Here is a 23,853-nt window from a genome sequence, read left to right on the forward strand (position 1 = left end):
TAGTATTAACGACTGTTTTTCTAAGGAGAAGATTAGCTGTTCATCGCCCTTTCACCCTTCCGATTCATGGTTACTTTCATACTAATCCATTATAGCCCCAAGCACAATCATTATTCATAATATTGGAAATTTGTTAAATCTCTGTAATAATCCCCTTGTTTGACTAGTAAAAAGACAGGATATTAAACCAGTAAAAGGAGGGAATGTTATGGCTTCATCCAAAGCTTCTAAACAAAATGCATGGTCAGGTGTTCTTTTTGGCATAGGCGTGATCGCTTTTTTCGATGAGTCGGTTTTCCATCAGCTACTCCACTGGCATCATTTTTACGATAAGTCTACTTCTGCAATAGGACTGGTTTCAGACGGGCTCTTCCATGCTCTCAGCTGGTTCGCAACAGTCGCCGGTCTGTTCATGCTCGCGGATTTAAAAAGAAAAAGCGGTGTCTGGATGAAAAGATGGTGGGGAGGCGTGCTTACAGGAGCAGGTGCCTTTCAGCTTTACGACGGAACCGTCCAGCACAAGCTGATGGGGCTGCATCAAATACGCTATCATGTAGAGATTCTCCCTTATGACCTTGTCTGGAATATTTCCGCAGCTGTGATTTTGGCAGCAGGCATCACCCTTCTTGCTGCAGCAAGTAAAAAGAAAGCGGCTGATCCGCATGCATCAACATTTAAATCATGAAATGGCGGGCGGGAGCATGGCTGTTTCAATTTTATTAGCCCTCCCGTTTATCGCGGCCTTTGCCCTCTATATCGCTGGCGCCGCAGCTGTGAAAAAATGGCCTGCTTACCGAATGGGCTTATTTGCAGCAGGCACTTTCTCTGCCCTCATATCTGTCATCGGTCCGTTGGCAAATGCGGCGCATATGGATTTCCGCGCGCATATGGCAGCCCATTTACTTTTTGCGATGCTTGCTCCCCTTCTGATTGTTCTTTCAGCACCTGCCACCCTTGCATTTAAAGCTCTCAGTGTTTCTAACGGACGCAAGCTTTCACGCCTCCTGAAAAGCAGGCCTCTGCGCTTTCTATCCCATCCGGTCACCGCCGCTATCTTAAATTTTGGCGGTTTATGGATCTTATATCGAACACATCTTTACACCCTGATGCACACAAATGAACTGCTCCAGCTGCTGATTCATTTTCATCTTTTTGCAGCAGGCTATCTTTTTACGGCCTCCATTTTGTATATTGACCCTGTGCCGCACAGAAAAAGCTACTATTTCCGAACCATTGTGATGATTCTCGGATTTGCCGCACATGGCATTCTGTCCAAATCACTGTACATCCTTCCCCCTGCCTCCGTTCCGCTTGAGCAGGCACAGATCGGGAGCATGCTGATGTATTATGGCGGGGATGCCATCGATCTTGCCCTAATCATTCTCTTCTGCCGTCAGTGGTACAAAGCAGCACGGCCGGGAAAAAACATCCGGACGCAGGAACAAAGCTATTCAGGGTAGAAATAATAGGAAATACATATTTTGGAGGAAAATGATGGAGAAAACCATTCCTATTAAAAACCAAATGAACGGCGTTTTTATCCATGTTTCAAATCTAGCAGCAAGTGCCAAATGGTATTGCGATTTAATCGGAGCTGAGTTTGATAAAGGTAAAGCCGTTTCTCCTGTTTTCAATATACCGGTAAACGGCACAACTTCCTTGACGCTGGATGATCATTCTTTCGACCCGGGGTTTACTTTTCAGCCGTCAAAGGGTCCCGTGTTTAACTTTTACGCACCGGAAATTGAAGCAGCTTACGAATATGTGAAAGAAAAAGGGATTGAGATTGCAAGAGAGATCGAATGGGCCGGGGATACCGCGTGGTTTAACATTAAGGATCTTGACGGCAACATCATTATGATTGCAAACTGCTAACAGGCATATAATTCTTTAAAAAGGAGTGGATGCCGGGTGGAGAAAAATCAGCTGAAGGATTTTTATGATTACCACGCATGGGCGAACAGCCAGATTTTTAACCGTCTGAAGGAGCTGCCGGAAGAGATTGTCACATTGGAAATGACGAGTGCCTTCCCTACGATCGCCAAGGTGCTTGTTCACCTCTATTTTACTGATTCCCTATGGCTCGGCATCATGTCAGGAAAGAGCATGAAAGAGGGCTTGGAAGCCTTTCAGCAAAAAAGAGCGGAAACGGAATTAAAGCCTTTGAGTGAATTAGAGGCGCTCTACGAAGAAACGGCTGCCCGATATAAAATCCTTTTGGAAGCAGAGGAAGATTTCAATAAGCAGCTGGTTGTGGAAAACCCATATGCAGGGCCGCTAAAAACCACCATCGCTGAAACCATCCTCCACATCGTCACCCATGGCTCCTACCACCGCGGAAATATCGCCGCCATGCTCAGGCAGCAGGGCCAGGCTTCTGTTATGCAGGATTTCGGGCTTTACCTGTATGCCGGGAAGCAGAAAACTCCTTAAATGCCGGCAAGCTTAAAGAAGAGGTTTCTGGCTGCTCTTATTGATTATGGTGTGATCGTTCTTTATATTGTTTTTCTCGCAGGTGTGAGCCTTTTATTCTATCGTTTTAACGGAATGCCCGCTTTTAACAGGCTTCAGCAGGAGCTTGTTTCTTTTGGCACGCTTCTTCTCCCTGTTACTTGCTATTTTGTTTTCATGGAGGGAAGTTCACGGTCCGGCTCCATCGGTAAGAACATCTTCCGGCTTTACCTGTGCTGCAAATCCAGAGATCGCTGCAGCTATTTTCAGCTGATCATCCGGAATATCGTGAAGCTGCTTCCGTGGCAGCTGGCCCATAGCTTTATTTTCAGCGGAATGGGAAGAGGCTGGGAAATGGGAGCAGCCGACTGGATCATGATTGCTGCCGTTTATGTCATTCCATTAATCTCTGTTTTGCTTGTCTGCCTGCGGAGGGATAGACGCTCACTGCATGATTTAGCGGCAAATACAAGGGTATTTGCCAGAACGTGAAACACGCTTTATTAAGAAGAAGCTTCTACCTTTCTTCTGTTATAACCGTGGCATTATAGATAACAACCCGTTTGCCGTTCACATCAAATAATACTTTGTTGCCGTATTCAGTATCCTGAATATCGATTTTCCCTGTATATTCTTTGATCAGCTTGCCATCACTGCTGTAAACTTTCACATCGCGGTTTATGCCGCCCGAATTGTTGGATTGAAAGCTTTTCAGTGCTCTTTCTCCTGCCGCTGTATTAAAGTACCAGATGATCCCTCCTGCGATCAGCAGCAGGACAATGACTGATACAGCAATTCCTGTTTTTTTCGTTCTGCTCATTCCCTCTCCCCCTGATTTCTTTTTATCTCATCATTATGTTGTGCCTCTGGATAGATGTCAAAATCTTTTTTAGTTGTTAAAATATGGTTAAAATTGTCTGTGAGGTGAAGAAGATGAAACGTGCTTTTGACTATACATATCGGGAAGTGAAGTTTTTTTTCCTTGATGTACTGTCAGCTGTTTATTCTTTTATTTACGGATTTGCTGTTGTACTTGCTGGTACGGCTGTGATCGGGGCTGCTCTATTTGTGTTTCTGTATTTAAAAAAGATCCTTTTCTAAAACGATTAAAAAAGCAAATTCTGAAAAGAACATGCCATAATTTAAACGCCTTATTCTTAAACGAAGAGTCCTTCAACTCTCAATGGTTAGTTTGATTTAAATGGCTAAGCTTATCAGGGTTTGCCACCATGTAGATGGAATTAATTTTTTCATCTTTTAGAGCAAAGGCAACTGTGTATGCAATGTAATGATTCATCATCACAGCAACTCCCGGTTCACCGTTAATCTTTTTAAATGTAAGCCTGGCATCTTCGGGCAGCTTTTTCATTACGCCTAAGAAGAGATGTACGATTCGCTCAGCCGTATAGATCGGTCTAAGCGCTGCCTTAACTTTACCTCCGCCATCTGCATAAAAGACGGCGTCATTCTGAAGCATGTTCATCATGACTGAAATTTCTCCGTTTTGCAGTGCCGCAGTGAATTTCTCGATGCAATGTTTAAACTTCTGCTCATCTTGCTGAGAGTGATCAGGTTCATAAGCCAGGCCCTTTTTAGCTCTATGAAATATTTGCCGGCAGTTTGCGCTGCTTTTATCAACCATCGAGGCAATGGTCTCATATTCGTATTGAAGAACCTCCCGCAAAATAAATACGGTTCTTTCCACTTCGGATAGCTGCTGCAGAAGCATGATATAGGCGGTGGAAATGGAGTCTTTCATGGTAACTGAATACAGCGGGTCTTCCTGATAATCTTCCACAATCGGCTCAGGGAGCCATGTGCCGGTGTAAGTTTCTTTATTATGGGCAGCAGATCTTAAGTGATCAATACAGCGATTTGCTGCAATTTTGCACAAATAGGCTTTTACGTTTTTAACAGCATTCGTATCTTTCACTCTTTTAAAAGCAACAAATGATTCATGGACAATGTCTTCCGCATCCATTACACATCCCAGCATCTGATAGGCAAGAGAAAAAAGGAGCGGTTTGTATTCCTGATAGATCTGTTCCAGTTCCAATTCCTTGCTATTATGAGTCATACTGACACCTTATCTCCCTTTAAAATGTGCATGGCAGCCCTTTTAGCGCTGGCAGCCGCTGCATCGGCTAATAATTCCTCATGTCCAGCCCAATCACCTGCTATATAAATGCCTTTTATTTCCGGAACAGCCGGACCCGGGTTTTCTGTTCTGCCCGTGTGAGGGAAATTATGCACGATAGTGATCTTCGGCAAATACTGCTGCTCCGCTGCTTCTTTTTTCCAGCCTGGGTGAAGCAAATCCATTGCAGCGTCTAATTGCTGTTTTTCAGATTGTAAGTCCAGGTGTGTTCTTGTTAGATCATGATACTTCACAAGGCTTACGACACACTTGCCGTCATTGCTGAGCTTGGCTGCCCTGGACTGATTTGTAAAGAAGACCGGCTGATCAAGGCCTATTGCAAATTGGTGATTCTTATTCGGCAGTGTTTTTAACCCCATATCAAAACAGGAAGCGGTTACTGAGAGGGCTTCCTCTTTCCAGCGGTACAGCGAGGTTTTCTCTGAATTGGGTATTAGCCGGCATGCTTCGTGAGGCGGTACTGCCATAATGACGTGATGCGCTTCAAATGAATGATCGTGCGGGCACCATACTCGTTTAACTTCTCCATTGCAGTCAATGCGCTCCACACCTGCTGTTTCATGCAGCTTAGCACCATATTGAGCAGCTTTAGACTTTAATTCATTTATAATTGATTCCCAGCCATAATCGGCATAGAAAACTCCCTCTTTCAAAACCCGCTGAACCTGCCTTATAACTGGCCTTGCCAGCTGAATATTTGCAGCATGGGTGTACGTTGCTGTACGGCAAAGGGCAAAAAAGAAGTGACGGACCATTGGATCAGCGATTTCTCTTTCCGCCCACGTTTGCAGACTTTCATGCGGAACCGAGTTCAAATCCATCTTATATAGATGAACCATAAGCTTTACAAGGCGGAGCTTCCCAGACAAAGTCAGAAATTGCTTTGAGAACAGGGAACGCCAGCCCATCGGCACTTGATAAACATCATTTTTCCAAATAACCTGGGCAGCCACAGAAGGTTTATTGCCCTTAATTGAGACTCCCAATTCTTCAAAAATTTTATCAGCTTCACCGCCCTTATATAACGCATGGGCACCTAAGTTCATGAGCACGCCATTTTTATTAATGGTCATCGCGCGTCCCCCGAAGCGGCTTGATTTCTCAAGCACCGCTGTTTTCTTCCCTTCCTTCGCCAGATAAAGGGCAGCGGTTAATCCTGCTATTCCGCCCCCAATAATTACTGCATCATATCGTTCCATTTCAATCCCTCCCTTTCTTTTCATACTCAAGACGGATAAAGGATTGCAGCTGTGACATGAAAGCAAAAAAAGAGAGGGTTTCCCCTCTCCCGCTTAAAAAAAATCATAGAAAAACGGCGTCAACCCAGGCAGCATGCTGCTGAATTTCTCAAGCTCTGTTTTTTCTCCTTTCACTTTCCCGATCAAGGACAGTGCTTCAACAGACTGATAGCCAAATAAAATAGCAGCAAGATCATTGATGGAAAGGCTGATGCCTTCAGAGGATTCCCCTGTTTTCTCCGCTTTTTCCTCGCTCACTGAAAAGGAGCCGTTATTCCAGGAAGCATATTCATCTGTAATGTGAAGCGTCACTTTTCCTTCTTTAAAAGGATACTCTTTCAAAAAAGCTTCCGCATCAACAATTCGGGCCATAAAATACGGCTTGATTTCTGCTTTGATCCTTGGATCCGGCAGCAGGTGAAAGATAGGCTCATCTTTGTGCGTGATCATCACAAGCTCTTTGATCATGGAATCATGCTGGCAGATGAAGTTCCACAGTCCATGGCGAGCTTCTTCATTGAGCGGCACAAATTCAGCTGCTGTCATTTTTTTGTCTTTTACTTTGTACAGTATGTATCCCTTTGGCTGTTTTTCCTTATTATAGTAAACCCCTAATGTGTAATCCCTGTATACCGAATTCTCCCACCACGCTCTGTCTCTGACCAGCATGCCGGCGAACGGCTCGGCAAACGCATCGTACAGCAGGTCAATTTCGCTGTTGTGCGCCTCTTTCGCAACCCGCTTCACTGTTCCTTCTACTTTTTTATGAACCGTTAAATCTTCTGAAGTTAAAGTAGAGACAAGACGATCGCTGAAAAGCTCCCAGCCGTATTTTCTGTAAAAAGACACTTTGAACGGATGCAGCATGGAAAGAGGATAGCCTTCTTCCTTAAGCTTTTGCAAAGTGAATTCCAGCATTTCTCTTACATGGCCCTGTCTCCTGTACTCTGGATAGGTCGCAACCCCAGCAAGACCGCCCATGCGCATTTTCTTTCCTCCTAAAAAAACTTCCAGCGGCAAAAAGTGCATGTTCGCGGCTAATTCATCTCCATCCAAGATCCCGTACAATTCATGATGCTCTTTCATCATGTCAAACAGCTTCTCTTTTTCTTCTTCAGGAACTTTATACTGAAAAGCGTATTCAGACAGCTTCAGCGCTTCTTCATACCAATTTTCATTTAACTTGATTACCTTCAACAGAAAGCACCTCCTGCTTCACCATTCGCCATCAGCCGCGTCAATTCCTACTTTTTTGCCGCAATAAATGCGCGATGGCCGATATCCTTCCGGTAAAACACACCGTTCGCGGGAATTCGCCGAATTGCATCATAGGCTATTTTCCGAGCCTGTTCCAAAGTCTCCCCTTCAGCAGAAACGGTCAAAATTCTCCCGCCATTTGTCACATAGCGGCCCTCTGCTTTCCGCGTTCCTGAATGATAAATCATGGCGTTTTCCGGCACATCCTGTAAGGTGCCAAGGTCAGTTCCTGTCTCATATTGGCCAGGATATCCGGCAGATGCCAGCACAACGCCGACAACAGCTTCCTTTTTCCACTGTATGTCGACTTCTTCCTTTTTCATCACGGAAAGAAGCACCTCAATAAAATCCGACTTCATTCGCGGAAGAACAGCCTGTGCCTCAGGGTCCCCAAAACGGGCATTAAACTCGATAACCTTTGGACCTTCCTTTGTAAGCATCAGCCCGGCGTAAAGAATGCCGGTAAAGGCCGCTTCTTCCTGGACAAGGGCTTTTGCAGCCGGGTTCAGAACCGTATCAATTGCATGCTGCACAACGGCTTCAGGAATCTGCGGAACCGGCGAATAGGCTCCCATGCCGCCTGTATTCGGCCCCAGGTCGCCTTCCAATGCCCGCTTATGATCCTGGGCAATAACCATCGGATAAACCTTTTCTTCCTGCACAAACGCCATAAGAGAAAATTCTTCGCCTTCCAGATACTCTTCGATCACAACGGCGCTTCCCGCTTCCCCAAAGACCTTGTCCTCCATAAATTCATGCAGGCAGTCGAGTGCTTCCTTCTCCGTCATGGCAACAACAACGCCCTTGCCTGCTGCAAGACCGTCTGCTTTGATCACAATCGGTGCTCCATGCTTCTCCACATATCGCTTTGCATCGCTAAGATTTTCAAAAACCTCATATTTTGCGGTTGGGATGCTGTACTTTTTCATCAAGTCCTTTGCAAACTGTTTGCTTCCTTCAATCTGCGCTGCCGCTTGGGAAGGACCGAAAATCGCCAGGCCCTCTTTTCGAAACACATTGGCAATGCCGTTCATTAACGGGACTTCAGGACCGACAATGGTGAGGGCGATCTCTTCCTTTTTTGCAAAGCCCGCAAGCTCTCCAATCTGGGTTTCCTGCAAATCCACAAGCTCTGCAGCATCTCCCATTCCTTCATTTCCAGGTGCCGCAAACACCTTTGTGACAAGCCTGCTTTCTGAAGCTTTCTTTACAATGGCATGCTCCCTGCCGCCTTTACCGATGACAAGTACCTTCATTCCTCCCGCTCCTTTGCTGTTTCGTAGTCGTTCACCATATTTCTGCAGGATCGCTTATATATCGCTATAGCATTGCAAACCCTGACATGCTTCGCTCTATCTCTCTGTATTCCCCATGAAGCGGCAATAATCCGCCGTATCGCCCGGCGATATACATATCAGGACATTTTCCGCAGGTTTCTTATGATTTCAGCAGCACCTGACAATTTCCCCGGAAATATCAAAATATCGGGAATGCTGTCAGGTGACATAATTAAATTAATGTTTGAAATGGCGGACGCCTGTGAAGACCATAGCGATGCCGTGTTTATCAGCTGCCTGAATGGATTCTTCGTCACGGATGGAGCCCCCTGGCTGGATGATGGCTGTCACGCCTGCTTTTGCGGCAGCTTCAACCGTGTCTCCCATCGGGAAAAAGGCGTCAGAGCCCATGGCACTGCCTTCTGCCAGCTTTCCAGCCTGCTCGATCGCAATATTGGCAGAGCCGACTCTGTTCATTTGCCCTGCTCCGACACCGACTGTTCTTTCATCTTTTGCGAGTACGATCGCATTCGATTTCACGTGCTTCACAACCGTCCAGGCAAGCTTCAGGTCCTTCCATTCCTGCTCTGATGGTTCGCGCTTTGTTGGAATCGATGTGACTGTATCTTCAAATGTCAGAATGTCCTCTTCCTGTACAAGAAGCCCCCCTCTGACAGATGTCAGCTGTTTGGCGCCTGTGCTGCCTTTTTCAACCGGCACTGTTAGCAGTCTAATATTCTTCTTTCCTTTTAAAATCTGGAGCGCTTCCTCAGAATAGGATGGTGCAATGACGATTTCCAAGAAGATTTCGTGAAGTCTTTCTGCTGTTTCCCTGTCAACCTCGCGATTCAGCGCAACAATTCCGCCGAAAATAGAAACTGGATCTGCTTCATAGGCCCGCTGATACGCTTCGAAAATAGTTGTTCCTGTACCAACTCCGCATGGATTCATATGCTTAACGGCAACAGCGGCAGGATCCTTGAATTCTCCAGCAATCTGAAGCGCTGTATCGGCATCTTTAATATTGTTATAGGATAGCTCCTTCCCGTGAAGCTGGACAGCTTCTGTGATGGAGCCCTTTGAATGGTCGGGAGATTCATAGAATGCTGCTTTTTGATGCGGGTTTTCGCCGTACCTTAAAGTCTGTTTCTTTTCAAATGTCACTGTTAAGGATTCTGGATCTTCCTCACCTGTTATGTCTGTTAAGTAGCCGGCGATCATCGCATCATAGGCTGCCGTATGGCGGAAAACCTTTGCAGCAAGCTTTCTTTTCAGCTGGAGGCTGACATCCTCGTTTTCCTGTATTTCACTGATCACTTTTTCGTAATCACCAGGATCAGTAACAACCGTTACATGTTCATGATTTTTTGCTGAAGCGCGAAGCATGGCAGGCCCGCCGATATCAATGTTTTCAATCGCATCTTCCAGTGTAAAATCGCTCTTCGTGATCGTTTCTTTAAAAGGATACAAGTTAACTGCTACAAGATCGATCGGCTGAATGTTGTTCGCAGCGAGCTGCTCCATATGGCTGCTGTTTGTTTTCACCGCAAGCAGTCCGCCGTGAATCGCAGGGTGGAGCGTTTTAACTCTGCCGTCCATAATTTCCGGAAAGCCTGTCACCTCTGAAACGCTTTTTACATGCAGTCCTTTTTCCTCCAGAAGCTTTTTAGTCCCGCCTGTTGAAATGATTTCAACGCCAAGTTCAATCAGCTTTTCTGCGAATTCAGCGAGATGTTCTTTGTTGGATACACTTAAGAGAGCACGTTTGATTGTCATTTCGGAACCACCTTTGCCTTTTCTTCGATTATTTTCTGCAGAACATATGGGTAAAAGCTGTGTTCAGCACGGTGAATTTTTTCTGTCAGGCTGTCAAGGGTATCACTTTTTTCAATAGAAATCGGCTTTTGCGCGATGATTGGCCCTGTATCCATACCGGCATCAACAAAATGAACGCTGATGCCGGTCTCGGTGGCACCCGCGTCCATTGCCTGCTTGACCGCATCTTTCCCGGGAAAAGCCGGAAGCAGAGAGGGATGCAGATTCACAATCCTTTGTTCATATGCCTCAAGCAGTGTCGGCCCAATCAATCTCATGTAGCCGGCAAGGAAAATCCATTCCACTCCTTTTGCTTTTAACGCTGATAGAATTTCCCTCTCAAAGGCCGCTTTAGTTTCATATTGCTTCGGATGAAAAACAAAAGCCGGTATGCCTTCTGCCTTCGCCCGCTCTGCCGCATAAGCCTTTTCCCTGTCCGATACAAGAAGCGATATATCGGCAGCGAGCCCGCCTGATTTGGCAGCATCAACAATCGCCTGAAAATTCGAGCCATTACCTGATGCGAAGACCGCTGCTTTTTTCATAAAAGGCTGCCTCCGCCGAAGCTGACGCCGTCTCCTTCTTTCACCCGGCCGATGATGAAGGCTTTTTCTCCGTTCTTTTCAAGAATCTTAATGGCATCCAGCATGCTTTCATACGGAACAGCCAGTACAAAGCCGATCCCCATATTGAATACGTTGAACATCTCTTCTCTTGAAAGAGAACCTTTCTCTTCAAGAAGCTCAAAAATACCCGGGACAGGCCATGAGCCATAGTCAATTTCAGCTCCGCAGCCTTTTGGAAGCATCCGCGGAATATTTTCAATAAAGCCGCCGCCGGTTATGTGCGCCATACCGGAGACTGTCGTTTTTTTCAATACCTCAAGCACAGCTTTCACATAAATCCGGGTCGGGGCAAGAAGCTCTTCGCCAAGCGGCCTGTCAAGCGGTGCATAGGTTTCTTTTAAATCCAGCGCCGCTTCCTCTAAAAGAATTTTCCGGACAAGAGTGAAGCCATTGCTGTGAAGGCCGTTTGACACAAGCCCGATCAGCGTATGTCCAGGCTTAATGTTTTCGCCTGTGATTAAATCGCCCTTTTCACAGGCTCCGACAGAAAATCCGGCAAGATCGTATTCGCCATTTTCGTATAAACCTGGCATTTCCGCTGTTTCTCCGCCGATTAATGCACAGCCTGCCTCAGCGCAGCCGTCAGCAACCCCTTTTACGATCTCTTCAATCTTTGCAGGATCTGCTTTTCCGACTGCAAGGTAATCAAGAAAAAACAGCGGCTCTGCTCCCTGTGCCAGGATATCATTTACACACATCGCGACAGCATCAATTCCGATCGTATCGTGAGCATCTTCCATAAACGCAAGCTTCAGCTTTGTGCCGACTCCATCTGTGCCTGATATGAGGACAGGCTTTTTATAGGCCAGCTCTGACAGATCAAAAATGCCGCCGAAACCGCCGAGAATCGTCTGAGCTCCGGTTCTTGCTGTCCGTTCCACATGCTTTTTCATCCGGTTGACTGCATCGTAGCCGGCTTCAATATCCACACCGGCCTCTCTATAGGCTTTAGACATCCCGCTTCCTCCTTTTTTATCCTTTACAGATGGACTTCCTTTTCGTGAGGGAGCACCGTATCTGAGTAGATTTCCGTCGGGTAGTTCCCCGTAAAGCAGGCCATGCATTGCCCACTGTGCTCACCGGCATAGGGACGGCCGATTCCTTCCACAAGCCCTTTTTCGCTTAAAAATTCAAGTGAGTCCGCCCCGATCATTTTCCGGATTTCTTCAGGAGTGTGCGAGGAGGCAATCAATTCTTCATGTGTAGAAGTGTCGATCCCGTAAAAGCACGGATGGCTGATCGGCGGAGAGCTAATGCGCACGTGCACTTCGGCAGCGCCTGCATCCCTCAGCATCTGCACAATTCTCCTGCTCGTTGTTCCCCTCACAATCGAATCGTCCACCATGATGACCCGCTTTCCTTCGACAACCCCTCTGACAGGCGACAGCTTCATTTTGACCCCCTGCTCCCTGAGCGACTGCGAAGGCTGAATAAACGTGCGGCCGACATAGCGGTTCTTGATGAGGCCAAGCTCATACGGAATGCCTGTTGCTTCTGCAAAGCCAATGGCTGCCGAGATGCTGGAATCCGGAACGCCTGTAACCACATCTGCTTCAACAGGGGCTTCCTTTGCGAGCTGCTTGCCGAGATTCTTCCGCGCTGTATGAATGTTAATGCCGTCAATGCTGCTGTCAGGCCTTGAAAAATAAATATATTCCATGCTGCACATTGCCCGATTGCTTCCACCGGAAAATCGTTCTGACACAAGGCCGCTGTCATTGATCATCAATAGCTCGCCCGGCTGCACATCCCGCAAATACTCGGCACCCACAATATCGAGGGCGCATGTCTCTGACGCTACAACATAAGCGTCTCCGATCATGCCGAGGCAAAGCGGTCTCAAACCGTGCGGATCAAGCGCCACCATCATTTCATTTTCTGTCAGGATTACAAACGCATAGGCGCCTTTCAGCATAGAAAGAGCATTTTTCACCTTCTCCTTCAGATCCGCATAGCCGCTTCGCTTGATCAAGTGAGCCAGAACCTCTGTATCAGACGTTGTTTGAAAAATACTGCCCTGGCTCTCAAGCTGATGCTTCAGGTGAGTGGCATTGACTAAATTGCCGTTATGCGTCAGGGCCAGGCCCCCGCTCTCGGAACGGAAAACAAGCGGCTGAACGTTTTCATAGCCTCCTCCGCCTGCTGTCGCATAGCGGACATGGCCGATGGCGGCATGGCCTGCGAGATCCTTCAACCCTCCATTTTGGAAGACCTCAGTAATGAGGCCGAGTCCTTTATGGGCGTGAAGAACTTCGCTGTCTGTCGAAACAATCCCTGCGCCTTCCTGTCCTCTATGCTGCAGACTGTGCAGGCCGTAATAGCTGATTTGCGAAGCATCCGGATGTCCCCAGATGCCAAAAACGCCGCACTCTTCATTCAGGCCTTTGATTTCAGCAAGCATGGTATCGCTCCTTTCCAGATTTCTTTTAGCTCGGAAACCTGTGCGTCGATCCAATGTTTCTTATCATCACCAGTGACGAGAAGGCGGCCGTTCCCTGTTACTTCTCCGATTTGCACCGCCTGTACCTCTGCCTCAAAGGCTTCCTTTTTTTCACGTGAAACACTGACAAGGTATCTTGACTGCGTTTCGCTGAACAGCTCTGTAACTGCTTCTCCCTGAAGAGTCACACTTGCGCCCATTCCTTCCGTGCCAAAGGTGCACTCAGCGAGCGCCACTGCAAGGCCGCCTTCTGCCAGATCATGAGCAGAAGCAACAAGCCCTTTTCGGATCGCTTTTGACAGCTCTTCCATGCGCTCCTTTTCAATCCCAAGGTCAAGCTCAGGCGCTTTGCCTGAAATATCGCCATTTATAAGCTTTTGAAGCTCGCTTCCGCCAAACTCAGGCTTTGCAGAGCCAATCAGGTAAATCAAATCACCGTTTTCTTTAAAATGCTGGGTCGTGATATAGGATGTATCCTCAATGAGCCCGACCATCCCGATGACTGGCGTCGGGTAGATGGCAGTTCCATTCGTTTCATTGTAAAGGGAGACATTGCCTCCGATAACAGGTGCGTTCAGTGCAAGGCACGCCGCAATCATGCCCTCTGCCGCCTTTTCGAGCTGCCAGAAGATCTCAGGGTTTTCCGGGCTTCCGAAATTCAGGCAGTCTGTGATGGCAAGAGGGGTGCCTCCTGAGCAGACGATGTTGCGTGCAGCTTCTGCCACGGCGATCCTGCCGCCTGTTTCCGGATCAAGGTACAGGTAGCGCGAATTGCAGTCCGTTGTCATGGCGAGCGCCTTTTTTGTGCCTCTGATGCGGAGAACAGCAGCGTCAGAGCCTGGGGCAACAACCGTGTTTGTCTGCACCATATGATCATACTGGCTGTAAACCCACTCCTTGCTCGCAATTGTCGGCTGCGCCAGAAGCTCCTTCAGTGTTTCCTGCAGGTCGTTCACAACAGGCTTTTCAAGGGCCATATCCTGAAATTCTGTAAAGTATACCGGCACTTTTGACGTCTTATGATAAACAGGCGCATCCTCCGCAAGCGCGTCAACTGGAATAACGGCTGCTGTTTCTCCTTTATGCGTCACATGAAGGAGCTTATCGTCTGTTACCGTTCCGATCGCTTTCGCCTCAAGCTCATACTTGGCAAAAATCCGCTCTATTTCCTCTTCCCGTCCTTTTTCGATAATCAAAAGCATCCGCTCCTGCGACTCGGAAAGCATCATTTCGTAAGGTGTCATGCCTGTTTCGCGCTGCGGCACGAGGTCAAGGTTCATCGCAATGCCTGAGCCCCCCTTGCTCGCCATTTCGGCAGCAGAGCTCGTCAGGCCTGCAGCTCCCATATCCTGAATGCCGACGAGAGCATCGCATTGAATCGCCTCAAGGCACGCCTCAAGCAGCAGCTTTTCCATGAATGGATCTCCCACTTGTACGGCTGGACGCTTTTCATCTGACTGATCATTCAGCTCTTCTGAGGCAAAGGTTGCACCGTGAATCCCGTCGCGGCCTGTTTTGGCGCCGGCATACATCACGGTGTTGCCGATTCCTTTTGCCTGGCCTTTTTTGATATCCTCATGGTTAATGAGGCCGACGCACATGGCATTCACAAGCGGATTTCCTTCATAGGAAGGATCAAACTGAATTTCGCCGCCGACAGTCGGAATGCCGATGCAGTTGCCGTAGCCTGCAATCCCTGCCACTACTTCTTCAAACAAGTAATTTACTTTTTTGGAACCGAGCTCGCCGAATCGAAGCGAGTTTAATAGAGCAATAGGACGCGCGCCCATTGAGAAAACATCGCGGATAATGCCGCCGACGCCTGTGGCCGCTCCCTGATAAGGTTCAATGGCTGACGGATGGTTGTGGCTTTCTATTTTGAACACAACCGCCTGGCCGTCGCCAATATCGACAATACCGGCGCCTTCTCCAGGACCCTGCAGCACCTTTTCGCCTGTTACGGGGAACTTTTTCAGTACCGGCTTAGAGTTCTTATAGCTGCAGTGCTCTGACCACATAACAGAAAAGATGCCCGTTTCTGTATAATTCGGCGTTCTTCCGAGAATGTTTTCAATCATGGAAAACTCGTTTTCTGTAATCCCCATTTGGCGATACAGCTGTTCTTCCCTGATTTGCTCTGGACTTGGCTCAAGAAGCAGTGACATATGTTTCCCTCCAGTTTTTCACGATCGATTGAAATAGCTTTAAGCCATCTGCGCTTCCGAGTATCGCGTCAACGGCCCGCTCCGGATGCGGCATCATGCCGAGCACATTTCCTTTTTCATTCACAATGCCGGCAATGTCTTCGATGCTGCCGTTTGGATTGTCGCCATAAGTGAACACAATCCGTTCTCCTGCTTTCAGCTCTTTTAGCGTCTCTTCGTCACAGTAGTAATTTCCTTCACCATGCGCAATCGGAATAGAGATCTTTTCCTCTTTTTCGTAGGCAGTTGAAAACATTGTTTGATTGTTTAATACAATCAATTCAGAGTGGCGGCAGCTGAATTTCAGCCCTTCATTCACCTTCATTGCGCCCGGCAGAAGGCCAGCCTCAAGCAGGATCTGAAAACCGTTGCAAATGCCAAGGACGGGTTTTCCCTCCTCTGCAGCCTTCTTTACTTCCTTCATAATGCTTGAAAAACGGGCAATGGAGCCTGAGCGCAAATAATCGCCATAGGAAAACCCGCCTGGAAGAAGGATGGCGTCAAAGCCGCTCAAGTCTTCCTCAGCATGCCAGACATATTCCGCTTCTTCCCCAAGCTCATCCTTTACAGCGCAGTAAAGATCTGCATCGCAATTTGAACCTGGAAACACAATCACAGCAAATTTCATTGCGGCACAGCCTCCTCTGCTTCAAAGCGGAAATCCTCAATGACTGTGTTTGCCAAAAGCTTGCGGCACATTTCTTCCACCGTCTCCTCAAGCGGCCGGCTGCTTTTTTCGACCATCAGCTCAAGATACTTCCCTACCCTTACATCCTGCACTTCTTCATAGCCCATGCTGTGGAGCGCATTCTGAACGGCTTTTCCCTGCGGATCCAAAATACTTTCTCTTAGCGTCACATACACCTTCACTTTATACATTGAGGCTGCCTCCCAGTCGTTTTAGGATTTCTTCATAAGCATCAGTCAAGCTCCCGAGATTCCGGCGGAATACATCTTTATCAAGCTTTTCATTTGTTTCGGCATCCCATAGACGGCACGTGTCAGGAGAAATTTCATCCGCTAAAATCAGTTCACCGTCAGCCGCTGTTCCGAATTCCAGCTTAAAGTCCACAAGCGTTACGCCAAGACTGCTGAAATGGCTCCTCAGCACCTCGTTTACGTTCAGTGCGAGCCTTTCCATTTGCTGCAGCTCCTTTTCTTCAGCTGCCTGCAAAAAGGCAATGTGGCTTTTATTTAAAAGCGGATCGCCAAGTTCATCGTTTTTGTAATAAAACTCCACGATCGGCTTTCCAATCAGCGTTCCCTCTTTCACGCCGAGCCGCTTTGAGAGGCTGCCGGCCACGATGTTTCTCACAACAACTTCAAGCGGAAAAATGTCGGCCTTTATTACAAGCTGCTCTGTTTCAGATAACTTGCGGATAAAATGGCTTTCGATGCCTTCTTCCTTCAGCTTCTCAAACAGCAGGGAGGAGATCTCATTGTTTAAGCGGCCTTTGCCTTCTATTTCTGTTTTCTTCTCTCCGTTAAAGGCTGTAGCGGAATTCTTGTAATCTACTAAAAGCTCATTTTCCTTTTCGGTTGCGTAAATCTTTTTCGCTTTGCCCTCATATAGCAGCTGTCCTTTTTCCATGCACCGCACCCCTTTTTATTCGGAATATTGGGAATACTTACTGTATAGAAGAGCCGTTAAGGCTCCTTAATTAGCTATGCAAACCTAATCGGTCAAAAATGCTGTCGACCATCTTCAGGTGGTAGTGATAATCAAAGCAATCATCAATTATTTCAGGCGATAGTTTGGATGTGACCGTTTCATCTGCCTCAATCAGCTTGCGGAAATGCGTTTCTGTTTCCCATGCCTCCATCGCTTTCGGCTGGACAAGATCATACGCCTCCTCGCGTGACATCCCTTTATCGATCAAAGCAAGCAGCACACGCTGGGAATAGATCAGGCCGAGCGTTTTATCCATGTTCCGCTTCATGTTTTCAGGGAAAACAGTGAGGTTTTTCACGATATTGCCAAAGCGGTTCAGCATGTAGTTCAGCGCAATTGTCGCGTCAGGCAGGATGATCCGCTCTGCTGAAGAATGGGAAATGTCCCGCTCATGCCATAGAGGCACGTTTTCGTAAGCTGTAACCATATGGCCTCGAATCACTCTTGCAAGGCCTGTCATATTCTCAGAACCGATCGGGTTCCGTTTATGGGGCATGGCTGATGATCCCTTTTGGCCTTTTGCGAAAAACTCCTCAACTTCCCGTGTTTCACTCTTTTGAAGCCCGCGGATTTCCACAGCAAACTTTTCAATGGAAGCGGCAATCAAAGCAAGCGTTGACATGTAATCAGCATGGCGGTCGCGCTGGAGTGTCTGAGTGGAAATTGGAGCAGGGCTGAGGCCAAGCTTTTCACACACAAATTGCTCCACAAACGGGTCAATGTTAGCATATGTTCCGACAGCTCCGGACATTTTTCCAAACTGTATCCCTTTTGCCGCGTTTTCAAAGCGCTCAAGGTTCCGCTTCATTTCTTCATGCCATAAAGCAAGCTTCAGGCCGAATGTTGTCGGCTCTGCGTGCACACCGTGCGTCCTGCCCATCATGACTGTGTTTTTGTGCTCAATCGCTTTATTTTTCAGTATTTCTATAAAACGCGTTAAATCATTGCGCAGTATTTCGTTTGCCTGCTTTAACAGGTAAGAGAGGGCGGTGTCTACCACATCTGTTGAGGTAAGGCCGTAATGCACCCATTTTTTCTCTTCGCCGAGCGTTTCAGATACCGCCCGTGTAAAAGCCACCACATCATGTCTTGTTTCTTCTTCTATTTCCTTGATCCGGTTTACGTTAAAAGAGGCATTTTCCCGCAAAGCCTTTGTATCTTCTTTTGGAATAATGCCGAGCTCAGCCCATGCCTCACAAGCTAGAATTTCCACCTCAAGCCATGCCTTAAAGCGGTTTTCCTCTGTCCAGATTGCACCCATCTCGGGTCTCGTATAGCGGTCTAACATGCCGTATCCTCCGTTCTATTTCGAATTCCATTGCCTGCTGTATTTTTCGATCGCAGTTTCAATGTCGTCCGTCTTCACGTTAACATGCCCCATTTTTCGTTTGGGCCTGCTTTCCTTTTTACCGTACAAGTATATCGCAGCTTCCTCTAAAAACGAAAGATCTTTTAAAACTGGCTCAAGATGTTCGCCTAATACGTTGACCATCATCCCTTTTTGCAGCAATTCCGTCCCGCCCAGAGGCAAATCACAAACAGCCCTGATATGCTGTTCAAACTGAGAGGTTTCGCAAAGGTCCATCGTATAATGGCCTGAGTTATGAGGCCTTGGGGCGAGCTCATTAATGTAAATTTTGCCTTCACCAGCGAGCACAAACATCTCCACAGCCAGCGTCCCGACAAGCTCAGTCTTTTCAGCAATCTGAAGCGCCATCTTTTCTGCTTTCTCCTTCGTCTCCCTGCTGATTCTTGCAGGCACAATGCTCTTGCTGAGAATGTTTTCTTCATGAATGTTTTCTGCCGCTGGAAAGACTGCTGTTTCTCCTGATGGACTCCGGGTCACGATGACCGAGATTTCCAGATCAAAAGAAATCAATTTTTCCAGTATGCATTTTCCGCTCTCAAGCAATTCCTGTGCTCCTCTGAGACCAGCCTCATCTCGGATCACTAGCTGTCCTTTTCCGTCGTACCCGCCTCTGCATGTTTTTAAAACGGCAGGTAAACCAATGGTGGCTGCAGCTGCGTTCAGCTCTTCTTCATTTCTAACAATCTCATAAGGCGCCACCTCGCACCCGGCCTCCCGGATGCCTGCTTTTTCTGTTTCCCTGTCCTGTGAGAGGGCGAGAAGCCTGCTTCCCTGCGGCAGATAGGCATTTTCCTCAAGCCACATGAGCGCCTTATAATCGATGTTTTCAAATTCGTATGTAACCGCATCACTGATTGATGCAAGCTTGGCAATAGCATCCAAGTCGTCAAAAGGTGCCGTAATTTCGATATCTGCCACTTGTCCGCACGGCGACTCAGGAGCTGGATCAAGCACCGCAATCCTGTAGCCCATATTTTTCGCATCAAGCGCCATCATTCTGCCAAGCTGTCCGCCGCCGATAATGCCGATTGTCTGTCCTGGAAAAATACGCTTATACAAGCTCATCACTGCTTTCCATTACGGTTTTTTCAAGCCTCCTTCTTCTTTCGCCAAGCTTTCCCGCCACTTCCTGATCTGTTATCGACAGAATCTGTGCTGCCAGAAGCCCTGCATTCACTGCCCCTGCTTTTCCGATCGCAACCGTGGCTACAGGCACTCCGCCCGGCATCTGCACGATGGAGAGAAGAGAATCCATGCCATTAAGCGCCTTCGACTGAATCGGCACGCCAATAACCGGAAGCGTCGTTTTGCTGGCTGTCATTCCCGGCAGATGGGCCGCCCCGCCTGCGCCTGCTATAATAACCTTGATGCCCCGCTCTCTTGCCGTTTCTGCGTACTGGAACATATAATCAGGCGTTCTGTGCGCTGAAACGACCTTTTTTTCAAAAGAAATGCCAAGCTCATCCAGCACGTCGCAGGCATGCTTCATCGTTTCCCAATCAGACGTGCTGCCCATAATAACCGCTGCTTCTGCCCCCATGGTATAGCCCCCTTTAAAAATAAAAATGCCGGGTTTGCCTGCTTCTCAAAGAGAAAGCAATACAAACCCGGCATAGACTTGTATCTAGGCTGGTTATATGTACACTTTCTCTCATAGTCTGGTCATTTACGGTAACCAGGTAGAAACTTTCGGGCCATATTCCCGACTTTATATGAGAGTGCTTCGTTATAAATTCTACCATCATCATAGCAGGGCAGGGCAATACCTGTCAACCCTATTGTCGAACGATGGAGATATCTGATTTAAAGAACGTTCGTGTTTAGGTTGTTTTTCCCTCAAAAACAATCTTTCTCCCCACAGGGACAGGCACTCCGTTTTCTTCTTTAAAAATCGGCTCTTCCATCCGGCGGACAGGTGTGTATCCTTCCTGCTTCATCCGATCAAGACAATCACCGATGCTTTCTGTTTCCATCACTTCAAATTTCTTTTTATTTGGCTTGCTCATGCGGACTCCTTTATTTTCTATTGTATTTCAAAGGCAGCAATTCCTTTACGCTGCATTTTATGAGGTTACTTTCATAAGGAAGGATAACGTGCATTTCTTCTCCATAATCGCTGATCAGCTCCCGGCACATGCCGCATGGGGACACAGGCTTTATCTCAGCTCCGCTGTGCTCTGGATCCGGATGCCTGACTGCTGCAATCGCAGTAAAATGGCGATATCCTTCTGATATGGCTTTTCCAATCGCAATGGCTTCTGCACATACGGCAATTCTGCCAACGTTCGCCTCAAGATGCACTGCTGTGAAAATTTTGCCTTCTTTCGTCCTTAAGGCAGCCCCGACGTGATGCCGGCCAAACGTATAATTGTCCTTGATCACTTTTTGGGCAGCCTGAACCAGTTCAACATCTTCTTGTTCCAGCGGCAGCTGAAGCATTTATATTGCCACTCCTTTTTCAGCGCCAAAATCAATTTTGCTCACAAGCTCAGCCAGCTCATCAGTCAGCTGGTGCTTCACTTTCTTAATCTCTTTTTTGGACGCTTTTATTTTCTTTTCATTCTTGTCCAATTCATCGAGCCAGGTTTTTCGATCATTGATTTCTCCAAAGCGATCCTGAAAAGCTTTATAATGCTCAGCTTGCTCCTTGTACCCGCCGCCCTCAATTTCATCGGCATACTTGTATAGGTAACGCATGCCCTTTGCCTTAATTCTCACTTTATGAAGAGCTTCCATACCCTTTTTCGAAACGCTGCCATGCTGATCTGCCGCCTGCTTATAGCGGCTGACAAGCTTTTGGTATTCTTCCTCATGCTCTTTCAGCTTTTCATCAACGTTCAGCATAAGAACGAAGCTTCCCATTTGGGTATGAAGAAACTCATTCCAAAGATGCTGAAAATCATCATTAATCACATCAGGAAGCTTCTTCTCAAGCTTTTTCCGCGGCTTACCGAGAGCGAGATCAGCCAGTTCCAAATACACCGCTCTTAGCTTATCATCCTCTTCTCCGGCAGCTCTCTTTTCAAAAGCTTCCCTCAGCACATCCTGATCCCGCGCCTTTCCGAGATGCTTATGCGCTTCTTTTATCCGCTCAATGATTGGATGATTTTTTCTTAAGCCGATGAACTCCAGCAAATTTCTGAGCTTTCTTCCTGTAGTGCGGGTATGGTGGACAGCTTCTTTATCATCCTTTTTCTCCAAAGCCTGCCTGCATTTCTTTATATAATGCTTCATCAGCCCATCCAGCAGCTCTTCCCATTTGCCTGCCACGTTCTGGTTCCCGAGATGGAGGCAATCCTCGCAAAGATATTCCTCCTTGATCTTCATGAGCGTCTCAGCTGAACCGCAAATCGCACACCGCTTTGCAGGCTCTTTTAACAGCAGCGATTCACCGCTTGCCGTAATTTCAAGCTGCTTCACTTTACCCCAGCCAAGCTGCTTGCGGATCGCCGAATTAATCAGCAGCCTGCCCTCTTCATCCAGCTTTCTTCTGCTTCTCGTATTCACTGACTTTGAAGCCACAACGGCAATGCCGCTCTTATCCTCAAGAAGGTGAATGGCAAGCGGCTTGCCTTCCAGTCTAAGTGACTCCCGCATTTCCTTCGGGATCACGATTCGGCCGGTATCATCTGTCTGTCTGATCTGCATGATTGTCATCAATATCCCCTCCCATCCAAGCTTTTATTTATTATCGAATGGATTACCCCTATTCTAACATTTTTACCCGCATTCCCCTGACAAATTAAGGCTTGTTTCAAAGTAAGAAAAATCAGGAAAGATATAGGATGAGCTTTTTATCGAGGGAGGCGTCCTATTTGTGGATCAATAAACCATTTTTCAAGTATGCAACAGGTATTATCCTAGCACTTATCATCATCTTTCTATTTGGTAAAATCGATTACTTCCTGCTGCCGTTTCAGCAATTTATCGGCACACTCTTTTTCCCGGTTCTGATTGCCGGATTTTTATATTACATACTCCGGCCTGTCGTACACGTTCTGTCAAAAAAACTGCCAAAATCACTCAGTATCCTAATCGTATTTGCCGTATTTTTTGGCCTTCTCGCATTTGCTATCTATACATTCGGACCTTTGCTTACATCACAGGTGCAAAATATCGTCAAGCAGTTCCCGGATAAATTCAGCCAATTATCATCTGAATATATGAAAGACTTTAACTTGAATCAATTCATTACATCAGATGAGGACATCAAACAAAAAGTAATGGGCTATGCTACATCAGTATCCAAATACCTGGCAGGCAACGTCTTTAATATCATTACAACGATTGCCAGCATAGCAACCATTCTAGTTGTCGTCCCTTTCATTCTTTTCTATTTCCTGAAAGACGACCACAAGCTGCGTCCCTTTATGCTAAAATGGCTTCCTTCTGAGCATGAAGCAGAAGGAAACAGAATTTTAGTAGACGTCGACAAAGCTCTATCTAATTATATTGTCGGACAATTTATCATAGCCTGCGTAGACGGCGTTCTTATGTACATCGGTTTTCTCATCATCGGCCTGGACTCTGCACTCGTCCTCGCCATATTCGCAACATGCCTGACCGTTGTCCCGTTCCTTGGACCGTTTCTCGGCATATTGCCAGCTCTGTTCGTTGCTTTCCAAACAAGCCCGGTCATGGCACTTAAAGTTCTGATTGTTTTGATCGTTGTCCAGCAAATTGAAGGAAATCTTATTTCTCCAAACGTCATGGGCAAACGCCTGGACGTCCACCCGCTCACCATTTTGCTGCTTCTTTTAGTAGCTGGATCGCTTTATGGACTAATCGGTATACTGATTGCGATACCTGCTTATTCGGTTATCAAGACGATTGTGAAGAATTTTATTTTGTTTTATCGGTTGAGGAATCGGAAGAAGCGTGAGGAGCGGGTGCTTTAGGGGTTAGAGGGGATGGAGGCCAGAAGTTCTGGTCTCTGTCCCCCTTTTTAATAGGAGCCTGTCCCCCGCCTCACTGCCAGATGAAAGCCCTGTCCCCGTCGGCGTAAAACCAAGGGAGACAAGGGGTTGGGTATAGCCGTCCCTGTCCCCCGCTGCGGCACCGGAACAGAGGACAGGGACACCGTCCCCGGTCCCTGTCCCCCGCCCTGTTCAAATATGAAAGGACTGTCCCCGGGCGTATGAGCCTTTATCTAGCACGGCTTTTCATTCACACTCTCTGTCCCCTGTTCCGGTAAAGCATAGAGGGCCAGGTCCGCCCCTTCAGAGGGGGACAGAGACTCTTTACCCCACAGTAACATTCCCTTTACACTCCTGTCACACAACCAAAATGAAACAGCCATCCACCCATAAAATACTAAAAACAACACAAAAAAAGAACAGCTCCAAT

At 47.2% G+C, this 23,853-nt stretch carries 26 protein-coding genes and 1 riboswitch; of the genes, 7 read left to right on the forward strand and 19 right to left on the reverse strand.

Going from position 1 to position 23,853, the window contains the following annotated elements; all coding sequences use genetic code 11:
• Positions 1 to 208 precede the first annotated feature (208 nt).
• Genes LRR81_RS09200 through LRR81_RS09220 form a run of 5 tightly spaced genes read left to right on the forward strand, consistent with a single transcriptional unit; the run spans position 209 to position 2,943 of the window.
• The gene (locus LRR81_RS09200) at positions 209 to 685 is read left to right on the forward strand and encodes a DUF2243 domain-containing protein (RefSeq protein WP_231789054.1); all 477 of its coding nucleotides are present in this window, start codon (positions 209 to 211) and stop codon (positions 683 to 685) included.
• Between the two features lie 16 nt (positions 686 to 701).
• Positions 702 to 1,460: a cytochrome c oxidase assembly protein gene (locus tag LRR81_RS09205; RefSeq protein ID WP_231789055.1), complete on the forward strand. Its 759-nt coding sequence runs from the start codon at positions 702 to 704 to the stop codon at positions 1,458 to 1,460.
• Between the two features lie 34 nt (positions 1,461 to 1,494).
• Positions 1,495 to 1,875, forward strand: coding sequence for a VOC family protein (locus LRR81_RS09210; RefSeq protein ID WP_231789056.1), 381 nt, complete (start codon positions 1,495 to 1,497; stop codon positions 1,873 to 1,875).
• Between the two features lie 36 nt (positions 1,876 to 1,911).
• Complete coding sequence (locus LRR81_RS09215) at positions 1,912 to 2,433, forward strand: DinB family protein (RefSeq protein ID WP_231789057.1); 522 nt, start codon at positions 1,912 to 1,914, stop codon at positions 2,431 to 2,433.
• On the forward strand, positions 2,434 to 2,943 hold the full coding sequence (locus tag LRR81_RS09220) for an RDD family protein (protein ID WP_231789058.1): 510 nt from the start codon (positions 2,434 to 2,436) through the stop codon (positions 2,941 to 2,943).
• Positions 2,944 to 2,968: 25 nt separating this feature from the next.
• On the opposite strand, the gene LRR81_RS09225 is transcribed toward LRR81_RS09220, so the two are convergent.
• A complete protein-coding gene (locus tag LRR81_RS09225) occupies positions 2,969 to 3,271 on the reverse strand; it encodes a hypothetical protein (protein ID WP_231789059.1) in 303 nt (100 codons plus the stop codon).
• 113 nt (positions 3,272 to 3,384) lie between these two features.
• Here LRR81_RS09225 and LRR81_RS09230 point away from each other — a divergent pair, with 113 nt between their 5' ends.
• Entirely contained in the window at positions 3,385 to 3,552 is a 168-nt protein-coding gene (locus LRR81_RS09230; RefSeq protein ID WP_231789060.1) for a hypothetical protein, read from the forward strand.
• 79 nt (positions 3,553 to 3,631) lie between these two features.
• Here LRR81_RS09230 and LRR81_RS09235 read toward each other — a convergent pair whose 3' ends face one another.
• The 18 genes from LRR81_RS09235 to LRR81_RS09320 form a co-directional block, all read right to left on the reverse strand.
• Positions 3,632 to 4,507, reverse strand: a complete 876-nt coding sequence (locus tag LRR81_RS09235; protein ID WP_231789091.1) for an RNA polymerase sigma-70 factor — start codon at positions 4,505 to 4,507, stop codon at positions 3,632 to 3,634.
• 17 nt (positions 4,508 to 4,524) lie between these two features.
• Positions 4,525 to 5,808, reverse strand: coding sequence for a phytoene desaturase family protein (locus tag LRR81_RS09240; RefSeq protein ID WP_231789061.1), 1,284 nt, complete (start codon positions 5,806 to 5,808; stop codon positions 4,525 to 4,527).
• Between the two features lie 93 nt (positions 5,809 to 5,901).
• On the reverse strand, positions 5,902 to 7,044 hold the full coding sequence (locus tag LRR81_RS09245; protein ID WP_231789062.1) for a GNAT family N-acetyltransferase: 1,143 nt from the start codon (positions 7,042 to 7,044) through the stop codon (positions 5,902 to 5,904).
• Between the two features lie 47 nt (positions 7,045 to 7,091).
• Positions 7,092 to 8,360 (reverse strand): phosphoribosylamine--glycine ligase, encoded by a 1,269-nt coding sequence (purD, locus tag LRR81_RS09250; RefSeq protein WP_231789063.1) that lies wholly within the window; start codon positions 8,358 to 8,360, stop codon positions 7,092 to 7,094.
• A gap of 258 nt (positions 8,361 to 8,618) precedes the next feature.
• A complete protein-coding gene (gene purH, locus LRR81_RS09255; protein WP_231789064.1) occupies positions 8,619 to 10,157 on the reverse strand; it encodes a bifunctional phosphoribosylaminoimidazolecarboxamide formyltransferase/IMP cyclohydrolase in 1,539 nt (512 codons plus the stop codon).
• A complete protein-coding gene (gene purN, locus LRR81_RS09260) occupies positions 10,154 to 10,741 on the reverse strand; it encodes a phosphoribosylglycinamide formyltransferase (protein ID WP_231789065.1) in 588 nt (195 codons plus the stop codon). Before purN ends, purH begins: the two co-directional genes overlap by 4 nt.
• Positions 10,738 to 11,778, reverse strand: a complete 1,041-nt coding sequence (purM, locus tag LRR81_RS09265; protein WP_231789066.1) for a phosphoribosylformylglycinamidine cyclo-ligase — start codon at positions 11,776 to 11,778, stop codon at positions 10,738 to 10,740. Before purM ends, purN begins: the two co-directional genes overlap by 4 nt.
• A gap of 23 nt (positions 11,779 to 11,801) precedes the next feature.
• Positions 11,802 to 13,223 (reverse strand): amidophosphoribosyltransferase, encoded by a 1,422-nt coding sequence (gene purF / locus LRR81_RS09270; RefSeq protein WP_231789067.1) that lies wholly within the window; start codon positions 13,221 to 13,223, stop codon positions 11,802 to 11,804.
• Positions 13,199 to 15,427, reverse strand: coding sequence for a phosphoribosylformylglycinamidine synthase subunit PurL (gene purL / locus LRR81_RS09275; RefSeq protein WP_231789068.1), 2,229 nt, complete (start codon positions 15,425 to 15,427; stop codon positions 13,199 to 13,201). The genes purF and purL overlap by 25 nt, the downstream gene beginning before the upstream one ends.
• Positions 15,411 to 16,094 carry a phosphoribosylformylglycinamidine synthase subunit PurQ gene (gene purQ, locus LRR81_RS09280; protein ID WP_231789069.1) on the reverse strand — a complete coding sequence of 228 codons (684 nt, stop codon included), beginning with the start codon at positions 16,092 to 16,094 and terminating at the stop codon, positions 15,411 to 15,413. The genes purL and purQ overlap by 17 nt, the downstream gene beginning before the upstream one ends.
• On the reverse strand, positions 16,091 to 16,345 hold the full coding sequence (gene purS / locus LRR81_RS09285) for a phosphoribosylformylglycinamidine synthase subunit PurS (protein WP_231789070.1): 255 nt from the start codon (positions 16,343 to 16,345) through the stop codon (positions 16,091 to 16,093). Before purS ends, purQ begins: the two co-directional genes overlap by 4 nt.
• Positions 16,338 to 17,057 (reverse strand): phosphoribosylaminoimidazolesuccinocarboxamide synthase, encoded by a 720-nt coding sequence (gene purC, locus LRR81_RS09290; RefSeq protein ID WP_231789071.1) that lies wholly within the window; start codon positions 17,055 to 17,057, stop codon positions 16,338 to 16,340. Before purC ends, purS begins: the two co-directional genes overlap by 8 nt.
• A gap of 70 nt (positions 17,058 to 17,127) precedes the next feature.
• Positions 17,128 to 18,426, reverse strand: a complete 1,299-nt coding sequence (gene purB / locus LRR81_RS09295) for an adenylosuccinate lyase (RefSeq protein ID WP_231789072.1) — start codon at positions 18,424 to 18,426, stop codon at positions 17,128 to 17,130.
• A gap of 15 nt (positions 18,427 to 18,441) precedes the next feature.
• On the reverse strand, positions 18,442 to 19,572 hold the full coding sequence (purK, locus tag LRR81_RS09300; protein WP_231789073.1) for a 5-(carboxyamino)imidazole ribonucleotide synthase: 1,131 nt from the start codon (positions 19,570 to 19,572) through the stop codon (positions 18,442 to 18,444).
• The gene (purE, locus tag LRR81_RS09305) at positions 19,559 to 20,047 is read right to left on the reverse strand and encodes a 5-(carboxyamino)imidazole ribonucleotide mutase (protein ID WP_231789074.1); all 489 of its coding nucleotides are present in this window, start codon (positions 20,045 to 20,047) and stop codon (positions 19,559 to 19,561) included. The genes purK and purE overlap by 14 nt, the downstream gene beginning before the upstream one ends.
• Before the next feature lie 94 nt (positions 20,048 to 20,141).
• Positions 20,142 to 20,243: riboswitch (purine riboswitch) on the reverse strand.
• Positions 20,244 to 20,327: 84 nt separating this feature from the next.
• Complete coding sequence (locus LRR81_RS09310) at positions 20,328 to 20,513, reverse strand: NETI motif-containing protein (protein ID WP_231789075.1); 186 nt, start codon at positions 20,511 to 20,513, stop codon at positions 20,328 to 20,330.
• A 10-nt stretch (positions 20,514 to 20,523) separates the two neighbouring features.
• On the reverse strand, positions 20,524 to 20,946 hold the full coding sequence (locus LRR81_RS09315) for a cytidine deaminase (protein ID WP_231789076.1): 423 nt from the start codon (positions 20,944 to 20,946) through the stop codon (positions 20,524 to 20,526).
• Positions 20,947 to 22,164, reverse strand: a complete 1,218-nt coding sequence (locus LRR81_RS09320) for a CHAD domain-containing protein (RefSeq protein ID WP_231789077.1) — start codon at positions 22,162 to 22,164, stop codon at positions 20,947 to 20,949. It abuts the gene before it with no gap.
• Positions 22,165 to 22,322: 158 nt separating this feature from the next.
• On the opposite strand from LRR81_RS09320, the gene LRR81_RS09325 reads away from it, so the two are divergent.
• Positions 22,323 to 23,405 (forward strand): AI-2E family transporter, encoded by a 1,083-nt coding sequence (locus LRR81_RS09325; RefSeq protein WP_231789078.1) that lies wholly within the window; start codon positions 22,323 to 22,325, stop codon positions 23,403 to 23,405.
• The last annotated feature ends 448 nt before the right edge of the window (positions 23,406 to 23,853 follow it).

Source organism: Metabacillus kandeliae (assembly GCF_021166585.1).
Classification (GTDB): Bacteria; Bacillota; Bacilli; order Bacillales; family Bacillaceae; genus Metabacillus_B; species Metabacillus_B kandeliae.